This is a genomic window from Deinococcus gobiensis I-0, assembly GCF_000252445.1.
GTDB lineage: Bacteria > Deinococcota > Deinococci > Deinococcales > Deinococcaceae > Deinococcus > Deinococcus gobiensis.
In genome coordinates, this window is the sequence record NC_017790.1 from 3,036,172 (window position 1) to 3,051,045 (window position 14,874).

Annotated in this window: 14 protein-coding genes; 8 read left to right on the plus strand and 6 right to left on the minus strand. The window is 68.2% G+C overall.

Going from position 1 to position 14,874, the window contains the following annotated elements; genetic code table 11:
• The first annotated feature begins 34 nt into the window (after positions 1-34).
• From DGO_RS23355 to DGO_RS14580, 7 genes are all read left to right on the plus strand, one after another.
• Positions 35-379 (plus strand): hypothetical protein, encoded by a 345-nt coding sequence (locus tag DGO_RS23355; RefSeq protein ID WP_145975350.1) that lies wholly within the window; start codon positions 35-37, stop codon positions 377-379.
• Positions 376-2,619: a phosphoribosylformylglycinamidine synthase subunit PurL gene (purL, locus tag DGO_RS14565; RefSeq protein ID WP_043802667.1), complete on the plus strand. Its 2,244-nt coding sequence runs from the start codon at positions 376-378 to the stop codon at positions 2,617-2,619. The genes DGO_RS23355 and purL overlap by 4 nt, the downstream gene beginning before the upstream one ends.
• Positions 2,616-4,049, plus strand: a complete 1,434-nt coding sequence (gene purF, locus DGO_RS14570) for an amidophosphoribosyltransferase (protein ID WP_014686272.1) — start codon at positions 2,616-2,618, stop codon at positions 4,047-4,049. Before purL ends, purF begins: the two co-directional genes overlap by 4 nt.
• 20 nt (positions 4,050-4,069) lie before the next feature.
• A complete protein-coding gene (locus DGO_RS23360; RefSeq protein ID WP_145975351.1) occupies positions 4,070-4,462 on the plus strand; it encodes a hypothetical protein in 393 nt (130 codons plus the stop codon).
• The gene (locus DGO_RS23365) at positions 4,459-5,871 is read left to right on the plus strand and encodes a DUF6575 domain-containing protein (protein WP_014686274.1); all 1,413 of its coding nucleotides are present in this window, start codon (positions 4,459-4,461) and stop codon (positions 5,869-5,871) included. Before DGO_RS23360 ends, DGO_RS23365 begins: the two co-directional genes overlap by 4 nt.
• Positions 5,872-6,267: 396 nt before the next feature.
• Positions 6,268-6,927: a haloacid dehalogenase type II gene (locus DGO_RS14575; protein WP_014686275.1), complete on the plus strand. Its 660-nt coding sequence runs from the start codon at positions 6,268-6,270 to the stop codon at positions 6,925-6,927.
• Positions 6,928-6,949: 22 nt separating this feature from the next.
• Entirely contained in the window at positions 6,950-7,153 is a 204-nt protein-coding gene (locus tag DGO_RS14580) for a YwbE family protein (protein WP_014686276.1), read from the plus strand.
• 111 nt (positions 7,154-7,264) lie between these two features.
• Here the strand turns inward: DGO_RS14580 and DGO_RS14585 are convergent, their stop codons facing one another.
• The 3 genes from DGO_RS14585 to DGO_RS14595 all read right to left on the minus strand — a co-directional run bounded on the left by DGO_RS14585 (position 7,265) and on the right by DGO_RS14595 (position 10,654).
• Positions 7,265-8,455, minus strand: a complete 1,191-nt coding sequence (locus DGO_RS14585; protein WP_014686277.1) for a cytochrome P450 — start codon at positions 8,453-8,455, stop codon at positions 7,265-7,267.
• Complete coding sequence (locus DGO_RS14590) at positions 8,437-9,861, minus strand: phytoene desaturase family protein (protein ID WP_043802674.1); 1,425 nt, start codon at positions 9,859-9,861, stop codon at positions 8,437-8,439. Before DGO_RS14590 ends, DGO_RS14585 begins: the two co-directional genes overlap by 19 nt.
• A 67-nt stretch (positions 9,862-9,928) precedes the next feature.
• Positions 9,929-10,654 (minus strand): hypothetical protein, encoded by a 726-nt coding sequence (locus DGO_RS14595; RefSeq protein WP_014686279.1) that lies wholly within the window; start codon positions 10,652-10,654, stop codon positions 9,929-9,931.
• Positions 10,655-10,783: 129 nt separating this feature from the next.
• Between DGO_RS14595 and DGO_RS14600 the strand changes: the two genes are divergently transcribed.
• Positions 10,784-12,088 (plus strand): MFS transporter, encoded by a 1,305-nt coding sequence (locus tag DGO_RS14600; protein ID WP_014686280.1) that lies wholly within the window; start codon positions 10,784-10,786, stop codon positions 12,086-12,088.
• Positions 12,089-12,205: 117 nt separating this feature from the next.
• Here DGO_RS14600 and DGO_RS14605 read toward each other — a convergent pair whose 3' ends face one another.
• The 3 genes from DGO_RS14605 to DGO_RS14615 are packed head-to-tail and all read right to left on the minus strand — an operon-like array spanning position 12,206 to position 14,665.
• Entirely contained in the window at positions 12,206-13,282 is a 1,077-nt protein-coding gene (locus tag DGO_RS14605) for a glycosyltransferase family 2 protein (RefSeq protein WP_226991389.1), read from the minus strand.
• On the minus strand, positions 13,279-13,977 hold the full coding sequence (locus DGO_RS14610; protein ID WP_226991390.1) for a 1-acyl-sn-glycerol-3-phosphate acyltransferase: 699 nt from the start codon (positions 13,975-13,977) through the stop codon (positions 13,279-13,281). Before DGO_RS14610 ends, DGO_RS14605 begins: the two co-directional genes overlap by 4 nt.
• Positions 13,970-14,665: a carotenoid biosynthesis protein gene (locus DGO_RS14615; protein WP_014686283.1), complete on the minus strand. Its 696-nt coding sequence runs from the start codon at positions 14,663-14,665 to the stop codon at positions 13,970-13,972. The genes DGO_RS14610 and DGO_RS14615 overlap by 8 nt, the downstream gene beginning before the upstream one ends.
• Between the last annotated feature and the right edge of the window lie 209 nt (positions 14,666-14,874).

Sequence of the window (14,874 nt, forward strand, 5' to 3'; positions counted from 1 at the left end):
ATCCAGCGCTTTCGACATGATCCGGCCCAGGCGAGTGCGTCCTGTCATCGCTCTGTTGGGTGTATTGGCCGCCTTGTATGTCACTTTCATTCATCCACCATTGGTTTTGACTGCTGGGCCAGGAGATTACGCAGATGCCCGTACACACTGCCAGCAGGTAAGAAGAAATTATGTTCAGAGCGAAGGCGCCAGCTCCAGCTCAGAAAATAAGAACTGGCTTGACGGCGTCACCAATCCATACACAGAGCTTCTTGCCGACCGCGAATACGACCGGTGTATGTCGAATGTCAGCACGCGCCTTCCCGAACTTGTCCTTCAGCTTGCGGTCATCGCCGTGAGCACGCTCGCCCTGTATTGGGCAATGAGGTTTTTTCTATGACCCAGTCCCTTCCCTCCCTGCGTGACCGCGCCGCCACCTTCGGCCTGAGTGCCGAGGAATACGACCTGCTGGTGAGCCGCATCGGGCGCGAACCCAACGCCCTGGAAGCCGCCATCGTCGGCGCGATGTGGTCCGAGCACTGCGGGTACAAGAACAGCCGCCCCCTGTTCTCGGCCTTTCCGACCACCGGGCCGCAGGTGCTGCAAGGCCCCGGCGAGAACGCGGGCGTGGTGGACATCGGGGACGGCTGGGGCGTGGCCTTCAAGATGGAGTCGCACAACCACCCCAGCGCGGTCGAACCCGTGCAGGGCGCGGCGACCGGCGTGGGCGGCATCCTGCGCGACATCTTCGCCATGGGGGCGCGGCCCTTCGCGGTGCTCGACTCCCTGCGCTTCGGCAACCCCGACAGCCCGCGCACCCGCTTTCTGCTCAACGGCGTGGTCGAGGGCATCGCGCACTACGGCAACGCCATCGGCGTGCCCACGGTGGGCGGCGAGGTGACCTTCCACCCCAGCTACCAGGAAAACCCGCTGGTCAACGTGATGGCCCTGGGCCTGCTGCGCCACGAGGACCTCGCCAAGGGAACGATGGGCGAGGTGGGCAACCAGATCGTGTACGTCGGTTCCAAGACCGGGCGCGACGGCCTGGGCGGGGCGGTATTCGCCTCGGCCGACCTCAGCGACGCCTCGCAGGCCGACCGCCCCGCCGTGCAGGTGGGCGACCCCTTCATGGAAAAGCTGCTGCTGGAAGCCACGCTGGAGGCCATCCAGGCGGGCGTGGTGGCGGGCGTGCAGGACATGGGCGCGGCCGGACTGGTGTCCAGCACCTGTGAAATGGCCTACCGCGCCGAACTGGGCATCACCATGGACCTGAACAAGGTGCCCACCCGCGAGTCGGGCATGGTGCCCATGGAACTGTGCCTGAGCGAGTCGCAGGAGCGCATGATCCTGGTGCCGGTGCCGGGCCGCGAGCAGGAACTCCACGACCTGCTCGCCAAGTGGGAGCTGGACGTGGTGACCATCGGCGAAGTGGAAGCCCACAACAACTACCGCCTGACCTGGAACGGCGAGGTGGTGTGCGACCTGCCGGTGGCCCTGCTGAACGAGGCCCCCAAGTACACCCGCGAGGGCGTCGAGTCGCCCGAGATCGCAGCGGCGCGGGAACGCGACCTGAGCGGCGTGGCGCTGCCCGGCGACCTGGGCGCGGTCCTGACCGACCTGCTGGCGCACCCCACGATTGCCAGCAAGCGGGCCATCTTCCAGCGCTTCGACCATCAGGTCATGACGAACACGGTCGTGGTGCCGGGGGCCGCCGACGCCGCCGTGCTGCGCGTGAAGGGCAGCGGCATGGGCGTGGCCGCGACGAGCGACTGCAACCCGCGTTTCGTGCAGCTCGACCCCTATACCGGGGCCGCCGCCGCCGTGGCCGAGGCCGCGCGCAACCTCGCCTGCGTGGGCGCGACGCCGCTGGCGATCACCGACAACCTGAATTTCGGCAACCCGCACCGCCCCGAGGTGTACTTCCAGCTCCAGCAGGCCGTGCAGGGCATCGCGGACGCCTGCCGCGCCCTGAACACGCCGGTCACGGGCGGCAACGTCAGCCTCTACAACCAGTACGTCGAGGAAGGCCGCACCGTCGCCATCCACCCCACCCCGACCATCGGCATGGTGGGCGTGCTGCCCGACGTGACCGTGCGCGCGACGATGGACCTGAAGCCCGGCGCGCACACGCTGTACCTGCTGGGTGCTCATGCCGACTCGGTCGGGGCGTCGCAGTACCTCGAAACGGTGCACGGCCTGGAAGCCGGGCGCGTGCCGGCCCTGGACCTGGGGCTGGAGCAGCGCGTGATCGACGGCACGCTGGCCCTGATCCGTTCGGGCCTGACCACCACGGCCCACGACTGCGCCGAGGGTGGCCTGGCCGTGGCCCTGGCCGAGATGGCGATTGCGGGCGGGCGCGGCCTGAAGGTGTCGCTGGACGCCCCGGCCGACGTGCGTGCCGACGCCCTGCTGTTCGGTGAGGCGCACAGCCGCGTGGTCGTGGCCGTGCCCGTGGGCCGCGAGGGCGAGGCCGAGACCAGGCTGGGCGAGCTGAACGTGCCGTTCGCGCTGCTGGGTGACAGCCGCGACGAATTGGAGGGCGTGACCATTGCCCTGCCGGCGCACAACGTACACTTGAGCGTGAACCTTGAGACGCTGAAGGCCGCCTTCGAGTCGCCGCTGACGGAGATCCTGGGATGATCTTCGACGAGGTGACCGACAAGCCGCAGGACGAGTGCGGAGTCTTCGGGATGTACTCGGCCTCGCCGTGCGACCTGGCGTGGATGACCTACCTGGGTATGTTCGCGCTGCAACACCGGGGCCAGGAAGCGGCGGGCATGTGCGTCAGCGACGGCGAGAAGTTCCATGTCGAGAAGGACCTGGGGCTGGTGACGCAGGTGTTCGACGAGCGGCGCCTCGACAGCGTGCGCCTCGCCAACGCCCGCGTGAGCATCGGGCACGTGCGCTACAGCACGACCGGCAGCAACCTGCGCTTCAACGCCCAGCCGCTGACCACCCGCACCAACAAGGGCATTCTGGGGCTGGCGCACAACGGCAACTTCGTGAACGCCCGCGAGGTCCGCAACGATATGCTCATGCAGGGCGCGCTGTTCCAGACGACCAACGACAGCGAGGTCATGCTCAACCTGATCGCCCGCGAGGCCGACCTCGACCTGATCGAGGCGACGGCGGCGGCGATGAAGCGCCTCAAGGGCGGGTTCGCCTGCGTCTTGATGAGCCGCACGCAACTGCTGGGCTTCCGCGACCCCAACGGCGTGCGCCCGCTGGTGATCGGGCAGCGCGACGCCGAGAACGGGCAGCCGGGCGCCTACGTGATCGCCTCGGAACCCTGCGCCCTGTATGCGGTGGGGGCGCGCCTGCTGCGCGACGTGCTGCCCGGCGAACTGGTGTGGGTGGACCGCGACGGCCTGCACTCGCTGATGGTGGACGCCAAGGTGCCCACCCCCTGCTCGTTCGAGTGGATCTACTTCGCGCGCTCCGACAGCACGCTGGACGGTGTGGACGCCCACGCCAGCCGCATCCGCATGGGCGAGCAGCTGGCGCGCGAGCGGCCGGTCGAGGCCGACATCGTGGTCCCGGTGCCGGATTCGGGCATCGGGGCGGCCATCGGGTACGCCCGCGAGAGCGGTATTCCCTTCGACTACGGCCTGTACAAGAATCCCTACGCGGGCCGCACCTTCATCGCCCCCACGCAGGAGGCGCGCGAGCTGAAGGTCAAGATGAAGCTCTCGCCCACGAGTGCCGTGCGCGGCAAGCGGGTCGTGCTGGTGGACGACAGCATCGTGCGCGGCACCACCAGCCGCCAGATCGTGAACCTGCTGCGCGAGGCGGGGGCCACGGAAGTCCACTTCCGGGTGAGCAGCCCGCCCATCAAGCACCCGTGCTTTTACGGCATCGACACCGCTGCCCGCAAGGAACTGGTCGCCAGCACGCACAGCATCGAGGAAATCCGCGACCTGATCGGGGCCGACACCCTGAGCTTCATCAGCGAGCAGGGGATTCGGGAAGCCGTCAGCGGCCCCGGCCTGTGCCTGGCATGTTTCAACGGCGAATACCCCGCCGGAACACCGCTATTGAATGATGTAGATAAGCTGGCGCTGGAAGTTTGAAGGGGCTAATCTGATAGCCCATGGTGGGTTTCCCAAACTTTTTCCCTGATGCGTGTCCACCATTGGACATAACGCCTGCGAATGGCACATTTTATCGTATGGTGAAGGCTATACCACAGCAACGTGATATGCAGTCCCACCACGAAAAGAATGTTCCATTCGCTGGTGATAACGAATGTATATATTGCGCGATTTCTTTATTTGATTCATATGAAATTGTTCGAGACAGATTAGTTGCTCGATCTAAAGGAATAAAGGCTAAACTTGCCAGAGAAAGAATAGCAACCGTAAGTCTAAATCCCCAACATGGCGTAATCAAGAAAACGGGCAGCGAGAATCATTGGTCATGGTGGCCTTACGCAGAAGTTGATCGTTTGACGACTATTTCTGGTCTGCAAGGTGTTTCGGTATGAAGGCACTGCAAATCAATGATCATGGCGGCTTACTTAGCAATTTAGAAATTTTAGATGTATACGAATTCTTTGATAAGCCAATACTATTTTCCGCTTTGGACGCGGAAGGAATTTTATATCTTGCGACTTGGTATGATGAACCCGAGGACGGAGATGAGAGGTGGATATACAGCCCCATCTCGCCAGATACCTTATCAAAGTTACGCTCAGGCGCTATAGACTTTCACACCGCTTTTCTTGACAAAACGTATGGTAATGCGTTTTACGTTAGCCAAAATTGGAATAATAAATCTTGCCAAATAAGCATAATTAGAAAGGGAGATATTATACCTGATGATCTTCCAGATATTGGAGAAAGACTCTCAAGTGATGAAATTGAGAAATTTAAAAATATAGCTTTTAAACAGAATAATGAGATCGAAAAGGTACTAATTAACCACAATTATAACTATAATAATAGGATTATAGAGATTAATAATGTTCCTGCTTATATCTTACAAGGCTCTATAACTATAGGTAACATAACATCCGCTTTATTAAATGATTATTTTAGTCGAATTCATATTGATTTTCCGAGCGATTCTATATCTTGGAAAGATATTACCGAAGTAGGAGAATCGGATTTCGAGTTTAGATTCTCTGGTCGCAAAACAGCTCCGAGCCGATGGTCACTTAAGGCAATAAATCAATCTTCAGAAAGAATACTGGTAGGTTTTAGACTTTTGCTCGAGGATGAACAGGAGTTAGACGATATATCGGTTCCATATCTCAAAGCAGGTAGTATAGTTTATGGTATTTCGTCCAGAAGTACAGATACATTGATTGGAGATAAGGACCTTGGAGTGTATGAGGCTCTTAAAGATATCAAGGTTGTTTCAGAGTGGTTAGTTTCGGGAGGGGAGAAACCACATCTAACTGATCTGCGGCTGAAAAATATCTTGCGAGCTATTGAGGAAATGTCGCCCCACGAACGCGATGATTTTAATCAGTTGAATTTAAGACCCAAAGAAGATTCCATAATCTCCGGAGTGAGACCGTTTGAACTCACATATAGAAGTCGTATAGCCGCTTCAGAGAGATTGCAGATCATAAATCTGCAAGAAAAGGATTCTAGGGTCGTTAAATTTAGAGGAAACATAGATAAAATAAGAAAGCCGTCAAAAAAGCAAAAATTGGGAGAAATACACATGGTTGACTTGACCATCCGACCGGAGGGGTGGTTGACCAATACGGTGAATGTAAAGTTTGATGTTGCGAAATTGGTAGACTCCCTACTGGCATTTACCGCTAATGCCGCAGAAGTTAGCGTTGTTCAGAGCTATATGGCGGGGCAGTGGGACAGTAACAATTTACACCTTATATCTATTAAGAGCTTGGAAGACGAGGGGAGTATCAGGAGTAGAAAATAATGATATTCCTCGACATACATAGCCGATTAACACAATAACCATTGTTTAGAAGCATTATAATATCAATGACTAATTTACGGATCGCAGTGGCTTTGTTTCGCTTGTGTCCCATCGGAGTGCGCCTCACCTCAATCAGGGTCAGGCAGGCGCAGGTGACAGTTATCCCCGAGAGGGAATAAAAAATCCGCCCTCTCGGGCGGTTATAAGAAAAATATAGCGCGCTATACAGGCACGGTCAACTCCAGCCACCGGAACCCGAAAAGCCGCGCCCAGCCAGCTATTTCCAACCCTCGCAGCGGCCAGCCTATGCACTCTGGCAGCCCAGGCCACGCAGCCCTGCCCCTAGGCTGGCATTGCCTTTAGGGGAACAGGCGGCCCGGCCTGTTAGCCTCGGCCATGCCCACCACCGTCTTCCTCGACGTGAACGAGACGCTACTCGACCTCTCGGCACTCGACCCGCACTTTACCGCCGCCTTCGGAGACGCCCAGACCCGCCCCAAGTGGTTTGCCGAACTGCTGCAACTGGCCCTGACCCACACTGTGACCGGCGACTACCGCGACTTCTCAGTGCTGGGCGAGGCCGCCCTGCACGCGCTGGGGCAAAAGCTGGGCCAGCCCGTCCCCGCCGACCTGCCCAATCAGGTGCGCGCCACTATGCGCCAGCTCCCGCCGCACCCCGACACCCACGCGGCGCTGGAACGCCTGCGGGGCGGCGGCGCGGCCCTCTACGCCCTGACCAACAACCCCCTGCCGGTCGTGCAGGCACAGCTGGAGCACGCGGGCCTGGGCGACCTGTTTACGGGCGTCCTGTCGGCCGACACGGTCCAGACCCTCAAGCCGGGGCGCGCCGCCTACCTGCACGGCCTCCAAGCGGCGGGGGCCGACGCGGCCGACAGCTGGCTGGTCGCCGCCCACGGCTGGGACATCACGGGGGCGCGGGCGGCGGGCCTGCGGACCGCCTTCGTCACCCGGCCGGGGCAGGCCCAGAACTCCCTCGCCCCGGCCGACGTGTCCGGCCCGCTGGCCGAGGTCGCCGGGACCATCCTGGCCGGGTAGGGCCAGCGGCTATCCTCGCCCCATGCCTCCCCTCCGCTCCCACATCCAGCCGGGCCTCACGGTAGACATCGTGCAGAAGCAGGACCAACCCACTGGTCGCCTCACGCGCGGCGTCGTCTCGGCGCTGCTCACCCGGTCGCCCTCGCACCCGCACGGCATCAAGGTGCGCCTCACGACCGGCGAGGTCGGGCGGGTACAGGCGGTGATCGGCGCGGGCGACCAATAAAAAAGCCGCCCTCTCGGACGGTGATAGGAGAAATATAGCGCCGTATGCAGGCCCTGTCAATTCCATCCGGCGGGCCGGAAAAAGGCCGTGTGGCACGCCTTGCCGCCGCGCCTACGCCCCATCCGCCCTGCATACGACCAGCGGGCCGCGCGGGCCGAGGGTGATGCCGGGCACAGGCGTATCGTCGCCGCGCACCGCGCGCAGGGGGGGCAGGGCCGCCAGCGCGTCCAGAATGAGCATCTGCGCGAGGTGCATGCCCAGGCACAGCCGCTCGCCCCCGCCGAAGGGCAGGTAGGCCCAGGCGGGCGGCTTGTGCGCCCAGCGCTCGGGGTGAAACTGCTCAGGCGCGTCCCACAGCGCCGGGTCGCGGCCCGAGAGGTAGGGCGAGTACAGCGCCAGTGCCCCGCGCGGCAGCCGCACCCCCTCCCACACGAGGTCGCGGCCCAGGCGGCGGCTGCCCATCCAGCCGGGGGGATGCAGGCGCAGCGTCTCCTTCAGCACGGCCGGGTGGTGCTCCGGCGCGTGCCACTGCGGGTGCTGGGCAAGGTGCCACACGGCGTAGGCGAGCGCGTGCGTGGTCGTGTCGTGGGCGGCGGCCAGCGACACGCGCGCCTCCTCCAGCCCGCCGGGCAGCGGGGCCAGCAGCGCCAGCAGGTCGTCGCCGCCCCCGGCCCGCAGGCGCGCGTGCGACAGGCGGCGCAGCTCGCGGTCCACCGCCCAGAACAGCGGCGGGCGCGGCAGCGCAGGCACCGGAAAGGGCCGGCGCAGCGGCGCCAGAAAGGCGTGCAGCAGCGCGTGGTCGAACTCGCCGCTGAAGTACGCCGCGTTCAGCAGCCGCAGCACCGCCTCGTCGGCCCAGGCCAGGGCGTCGAACTCGCCGGGGGGCAGGGGCGGCAGGGCGGCGCGGGTGCGCGCCTGCAAGGCCACCATGTGCGCGCGCCCGAAGCCGGGGTTCACCATGCGCCGCCGCCCCGCGTGCCCCGGCGCGTCGGCCAGGATCACGCCGCCCGACAGGTAGGGCACCACCCGCGAGAAGCTGCCCGCGCTGCGGAAGGTCGGCAGGTCGCTCAGCAGCGCGCGGTTCCAGGCCGGCGAGAAGCCCACCACCGCCGGCAGCCCCAGCCGCAGCCGGAACAGCCCGCGCCCGGCGGCCCGCGCCCGCGTGGCCCCCTCCTCGATCAGGGGCAGGGGCCGCAGCGCCCAGTCCTGGAGGTGGCCGTTGCCGGGCTTGGTGGGCGGCTCGGGCAGGGTGTCCAGGGCCAGACCCGCCGGGAACCGGCCCATCAGCTCAGGTCCGGCCATACCTCTCCCCTGCCCGGCACCTGACGGCCGTCCAGGTCGTCGTAGGGCAGGCCCAGCAGTGTGCCAGCTCCGTTCCAGCCCGAGAGCACCGACAGCGGCACGCCGCCGCCCGGGTGCACCGTGCCGCCCACCTGCACCAGGTTGCGCGCCTGCGGCAGCGTCCAGCCGGGGCGCAGGCTGCCGCTCAGGCCATGCGGCGCGCGGCCGTACAGCGCCCCGCCCCGCGCCGTGCGGGCGTAGTCGGCGGGCGACAGGGCGTGCCAGTCCTCGACCTCCAGCGCGAAGACCTTCTGGAGCCGCTCGAGCAGCCACACGCCGTACTCGCGGGCGTCCGGGGCCACGTCGGGCCGGGGCGGCGCGTTGACGAGCAAAAAGGCCTCCCGGCCGTTCAGGTGCAGGTACAGCGTCGGGTCCTGGGGCAGCCGCCCGCGCCGGATGTCGCGCCACTCGCGGGCGTAGTCGGCGGGCCAGAAGATGTGGTGGGCCTGCCCCCGGTCCTCCCGCAGCCGCAGTTGCAGGGCGAAGCCGCTCACGCCGCGCGGGGTGGGCTTCTCGTCCAGGCCCAGCCACCCGGCTGTCAGGGCGCGGTCGGCGGCGCTGACCCAGGCGTCGGCGGCGAAGGCCCCCCGGTCGGTGTGCGCCCCCAGCACCCGGCCCCCATGCGTGCTGAGGTGCGTGACGCGCGTGCCGTACTCGAAGCGCACGCCCAGCGCCTCGGCCTGGGCGTGCAGGCGCCCGGCCAGGGCCAGCAGGCCGCCCGGCAGGTGCCACACGCCGTAGCCCAGTTCGACCCAGGCGATGTTGTGCAGCACGGCCGGCGCGCGGTAGGGGTCGGCCCCCAGGTAGGTCGCGAAGCGCAGCCAGAACGGCGTGAGACGCGGCCCCGAGCGCACGAAGCGGGCCAGCGTCGAGAAGGGCGCGGCCCGGCGGCCCCGCGTCAGGGCGTAGCGGGCCAGCCGGGGCAGCGTGGGCGGCGGCCCGAACAGGAAGGTGGGCGCGGCGTCCNGGTANATGCGGCGCGAGGCGGCCAGCAGCGCCGCGTAGCGCCGTCCCTCGGCCGCCGACAGTTGCGCGAGCGTCGGCTCCAGACTGCCCGCCACGTGCAGCGCCTCGGGCGCGAAGGGCTGGCCGCGCCCGTGGTAGGTCGTGGTGGGCCGCGCCGGGCTCAGGGCGGGCAGCGGCAGCCCCAGCCGCGCGTGCAGCCCCCGGAAGACCTGGGGCATGGTGACTACCGTGGGGCCACTGGAAAAGTCGAAGGCCCCGAGCGCGGCCTTGCCGCCGGGGCCGTCCAGCGCGTCCAGCACCGTGACCCTGGCCCCGGCCTGGGCCAGCCGCAGCGCCGCCGCCAACCCCGCGAAGCCCGACCCGATGACCGCGACATGCTGCGGCGTCCTTCCCCGATTCACGGCCTGAAGATAGCCCAGGGCCGGAGCCGCCTGCCCGCGTCCCCTCCGGCCCTGCTGGACTGCCTCCTTACTTCGGCGTACTGACGGTGTAGGCCACCAGCGACTCGCTGCTCAGGGCCCGCCCGGCGCGCGTGACGCTCAGGGTGCCGCCCGGCGTGGTCACGCCGCCCAGCCGCAGCGTGTAGGTATAGCCGTTTTTCTGCCACTGGTACTGGTCACCCCCGGCCCTCTGGGTGTGCGTACCGCCCGTGAGCTGCACGCCCGCCGTGCCGTCGCGGTTCTGGCTGGCATACGTGACCTTGCCCCCCTGCTCCCAGACCACGACCGAGTGCTTGGCGGTGGCGGCAAGCACGGCGGCCTGCGGCACGTAGCGGCAGCGGAAGGTCCCGGCCGGCACCTTGAACTCGGAGACATGCGTCATGCGGTAAGCGGGGTCCTGCACGTTCTCGACATTGCTGAGGCGCACATAGAAGTCCGGGGCGCCGCCGACCGTCCGGCCCGCCGGGGTCAGGGCGACGTAGCTGCTGCCCGCCGCGCCCTCGCTGGGGCCGTACTGCCAGGCCTGGGTGGTGTAACGGCTGCCCGTCCACTGCACCAGGGTGGTGGACTGGGCGCCGCCCTGGCCTGTAGGGGCCGTGACCGCCAGCACCCGGCCCGGCGTGTCGCACCACGCGGCGGCGGGCTTCCAGTTGCCGCCACCCAGGTTTACGTAGCTGCTGTCCTGGTACCCGGCGGCGCTGGCCGCGCCCACCAGGGCCAGACCTATCAACGGAGCAAAGAAGGCTCGTTTCATGCGCTCAGCCTCTCTCCGGGACCTGAGCCGAGGCTGACCGGGCGTTGAGCCGGACTGAAGACAATGGGGGCTGTCCCGGCGGAGGGGACACGCCCGCCCCCCGGCGCGGCGCGGGCCTACACTCGCCCGGTGACTGCTGCGCCCCCTGCCGATTCCAGCCGCGCCGTCCTGAGGTTGCCCGAGTTCCGGGCGATGCTCCTGGCGACCGTGTGCAGCACCCTGGCCGGGCGCGCGGTCGCGCTGACGGTGGCCTACCAACTCTACCAGCTCACGAAAAACCCGCTGACGCTGGGGCTGCTGGGGCTGGTCGAGGCGATTCCGGCCCTGAGCCTCGCGCTGCTGGGCGGCGTGGTGGCCGACCGCAACGACCGCCGCCGCATCCTGCTGATCACCACCACGCTGGAAGTGCTGTGCGCCGCGCTGTTCTTCCTGTACGCGCCGCACGCCCCGGTGTCGGGCTACGTGCCCATCCTGGCCCTGATCTTCACGCTGGGGATGGCGCGGGGCTTTTCGGACCCCGCGCTGCCCGCCTTCGAGGCGCAGGTCGTGCCGCGCGCCCTGCTGCTGCGGGCCTCGGCGTGGCAGTCGAGCGCCTGGCAGGCCGCCGCGATCATCGGTCCGGCGCTGGGCGGCGTGCTGTACGCGGCGGTGGGGGCGCGGGGGGCCTACGCCTTCGCGGCCGTGCTGTACGCGCTGGCGCTGGGCTGCCTCGCCTACGTGAAGCCCAAGCCCCGGCCCGCCTTCACGCCCGGCGAGCCGATCTGGCAGAGCGTGAAGGAGGGGCTGGCCTTCGTGGTGCAGCGGCAGGTGCTGGTGGGCAGCATGGCGCTGGACCTGTTCAGCGTGCTGTTCGGGGGCGCGGTGGCGCTGCTGCCGGTCTTCTCGTCGGACATCCTGAAGGTGGGGCCGCAGGGGCTGGGCATCCTGGTCGCGGCCCCCAGCATCGGGGCGCTGGCGGTCATGCTGTACGCCACCCGCCGCCCGCCGGGCCGGGGCGCGGGGCGCATCCTGCTCTTGGCCGTCGCGGGCTTCGGCGTGTGCATGGTGGTGTTCGGGCTGTCGCGCAACTTCGCCCTGAGTGTGCTCGCGCTGGTCTTCGCGGGGCTGTTCGACGGCATCAGCATGGTGATCCGCAAGGCGACCCTGCGCCTCAAGGCCCCGGACCACATGCGCGGGCGCGTCAGCTCGGTGAGCAGCATGTTCATCGGCGCGAGCAACGAACTCGGGGCCTTCGAGAGCGGCGTGGCCGCCAGCGCCCTGGGCACCGCCCGCAGCGTGTGGGCCGGCGGCCTCCTGACCCTGGCCGTGGTCGCCGTGACCGCCTGGCTCGCCCCCGAACTGCGCGCGATGGACCTCACCGACATCGCCGAGGACCGCACGCCGGAAGAGGCCGGAGGGCGGGCGATGAAGGTCGAGCAGGGCTGGGAGAGTTAGAGGGAGTGGGGGGTGGGAAGTGGTGAGTGGAAGAAGGTGGGGACGAGGTAGTGGAGGTTGCCGGGTGGTCTATGTGCGCCCCTTGTCCAGAGCCTCTGTGCTTTTCCCCCTCCCCTCCTACTGCCGGTACTCCCGCCCCTTCCAGACCGCCCGGCGCCGCAGCGCCCGCGCGTAGACCGGCAGCATGAGCAGCGGCGTGACCGGCCCCAGCGCCCCCTCGGCCAGATCGGCGGCGCGGCGGCGGCCCGAGAGCAGGTTGACGAGGGGACGCTCCAGCACGCTCGCCAGCCGCAGCCAGCGCGCGCCCGGCACCGGCAGCAGCCAGGGCAGCGTGTAGGCCGCGAGTTGCAGCGCAAAGGTGAGGGGCAGCAGCGCCCGCACGCCGCCGTGGACCCCCAGCAGGCTCTTGCCCAGGCCGCGCACCGACGCCGGGTACGAGCGGTACATCCGCACGCCCAGGCCCCCCTGCCCCAGCGCCAGCGACAGCCGCCCACCCGAGGCCCGCAGTTCGTAGGCCAGCCGCACGTCTTCGAGCAGTTCGCCGCGCACCGCCGCGTGCCCGCCGAGCGCGCCGTAGGCCGCGCGCCGGAAGGCCATGACCTGCCCGTTGGCCGCGCTCGCCCGCGCCGAGGGCAGCCGCAGAAAGGCGAAGGGCAGCCCCAGCAGCAGCGTCTGCTCGACGAGCGGGGTCAGCAGGCGCTCGCCGGGGGTGCGGTTGTCCTGGCGCGGCCACACGCTCAGGAGGTCGGCCTCCGAGGTCTCCAGCTCGCGTAGCAGCCCGCCCAGCGCGCCGGGCCCCCACATCACGTCGGCGTCGGTAAAGACCAGCACCTCGCCCGCCGCCGCCCCCGCGAGCTGCTGGCAGGCCCAGGCCTTGCCGGTCCAGCCGGGGGGCAGGGGCGCGCCCCGCAGCACCCGCGCGCCCAGCCGGGCGGCCACGGCGGCGGTGTCGTCCGAGGACTGGTCGTCCAGCACGAGCACCTCCGCGCCCTGGGCGAGTACGCCGGGCAGGTGGCGGGCGAGGTTGTGCGCCTCGTCACGTGCGGGGATCAGCAGCGACACCCGCGCGCCGGGCGGCGTGGGCGCGGGCCGCAGCCGGGGAAAGGCCAGGGCGTTGTGCAGCAGCGTGGCGGCCTTGTAGGCCACGAAGGGAAAGACGAACGCACCGTACAGCGTCCTCCAGCCGGGCCTCACCGGCGCTCCGTGAGCAGGGTCAGCAGCCGCGCGGCCACGCCCACCCGGTCGTGGGTGCTGCCCTGCCCGCGCACCACGCGCAGGTAGCCGTCCGGCGGAGCTTCGGGGTCGGCGGCGCGCAGGTCGGCGTCGAGGGCCGCGAGCAGCGCCCCTAGCGCCGGGCGCAGGGCCTCGCCGGTCGTGGGCGGCCCGAAGCGCAAGAAGGCCTCGGGATGCTGCGCGCCGCGCATGACGACCCGCAGGGCCACCGGCACGAGCGGCACGCCCGCCACCCCCGCGACCCAGGCCGCGCCGGGCCGCAGCGCCGCGAGCTGCGCCGAGACTCGCCCCTCGGGAAAGATGACCATCCACTCGCCTGCGCGCGCCGCACGCACCGCCGCGCGCAGGTCGCCCGCGCCGATGGCCCCCACCCGCCGCAGAAAGGGAAAGCGGACGAGCTGGCCCGGCAGCATCATCACGCGGGCGGGGTGGCCGACCGTCCAGGCGAGTTCGCGCAGGAGGTAACCGTCCCACCACGACCCGTGGGTGGGGGCCACCACCGCGCCGCCCGGCGGCAGCGGCCCACGCAGGTACACGCCCGCCAGCTCGCGGCGAACGCTGGCGCGGATGCTGCGGCGCACGGCGGCCTCGGCCCAGTCCCAATCCGACCCGGGCCAGGCCGGACCGGGCCGGACGCCCGCGCGGCGCTCACTCACGGCGCACCAGGCGGGCCAGACCCAGGCCCAGCCCCATCGCCAGCAGGGTCACGGCCGCCTCGACATACCGGCCCACCAGGACGAGTCCCCCCGGCAGGAAAAAGGTCTCGATGGGATACGCGAGCGCGAAATCCCCCTCGCGGTCCTGGGGGCGGCGGGTGAACAGGGCCGACCCCAGGCGCGTCAGGGCCCAGGCGATCAGCCCACCCACCGCCCACCATCCCAGAAAGTTCTGGAGGGGGGCTCCGGCCCACAGCGGATGCGGATCACTCCAGCGCCAGAAGCCCTGGGCGGTCATCAGGGGTTCGAGGCCCACGTCCCACAAAGCCAGCAGCCCCCCGGCCAGCACCGGCCGGCCGCCCGCGAGCCGGGTCGCCGCCAGCGTCAGGGCGAACCAGCCCAGCGGCACGATCAGGGGTACGCCCAGCACGAGTGGCCCCGGCGCGCCCGCATAGCTGTAGACCCCGAAGGGAAAGCCCGTGTGGCTTCCCAGCAGCTCGGCCCCCCACCCTGCCCCGAAGGCGAGGGCGGCCAGTCCCGCCGCGCGCCCCCAGCCCACCCGCTCGGCCGCGTACGCCAGCGCCGAGACGAACAGCGCCGCCGTGCTTGCCAGCCCCAGCACCGGAAAGCCCTGCGGCCACAGCGGCACCGGAATTTTCAGGGCGACGTACAGGGCCAGCCCCCACATCCAGGGGGGGGTCCGGGCGGCCAGCAGACGCGCCCGGCCGCGCAGGGTGGGCCAGAAGGCCGCGCCCAGCGTGTCGCCCGCCAGGGCCAGCGCGCCCGCGAGCGGCAGCCCCAGCGCGATCAGCCCCCAGCCGGCCGGCTGGTGCGGCCAGCACCAGCAGCGCCCCGGCGAAGGCCACCCCCAGCGCCGCGAAGGCGAGGCCCACGCGC

Bases quoted from the DNA above. Each gene is read 5' to 3' on its own strand.
- DGO_RS14615 (WP_014686283.1), bottom strand. From the start codon at position 14,665: ATGTGGGGGCTGGCCCTGTACGTCGCCCTGAAAATTCCGGTGCCGCTG.
- purF (WP_014686272.1), top strand. From the start codon at position 2,616: ATGATCTTCGACGAGGTGACCGACAAGCCGCAGGACGAGTGCGGAGTC.
- DGO_RS23365 (WP_014686274.1), top strand. From the start codon at position 4,459: ATGAAGGCACTGCAAATCAATGATCATGGCGGCTTACTTAGCAATTTA.
- DGO_RS14595 (WP_014686279.1), bottom strand. From the start codon at position 10,654: ATGAAACGAGCCTTCTTTGCTCCGTTGATAGGTCTGGCCCTGGTGGGC.
- DGO_RS14585 (WP_014686277.1), bottom strand. From the start codon at position 8,455: ATGGCCGGACCTGAGCTGATGGGCCGGTTCCCGGCGGGTCTGGCCCTG.
- purL (WP_043802667.1), top strand. From the start codon at position 376: ATGACCCAGTCCCTTCCCTCCCTGCGTGACCGCGCCGCCACCTTCGGC.
- DGO_RS14575 (WP_014686275.1), top strand. From the start codon at position 6,268: ATGCCCACCACCGTCTTCCTCGACGTGAACGAGACGCTACTCGACCTC.
- DGO_RS23360 (WP_145975351.1), top strand. From the start codon at position 4,070: ATGGTGGGTTTCCCAAACTTTTTCCCTGATGCGTGTCCACCATTGGAC.
- DGO_RS14580 (WP_014686276.1), top strand. From the start codon at position 6,950: ATGCCTCCCCTCCGCTCCCACATCCAGCCGGGCCTCACGGTAGACATC.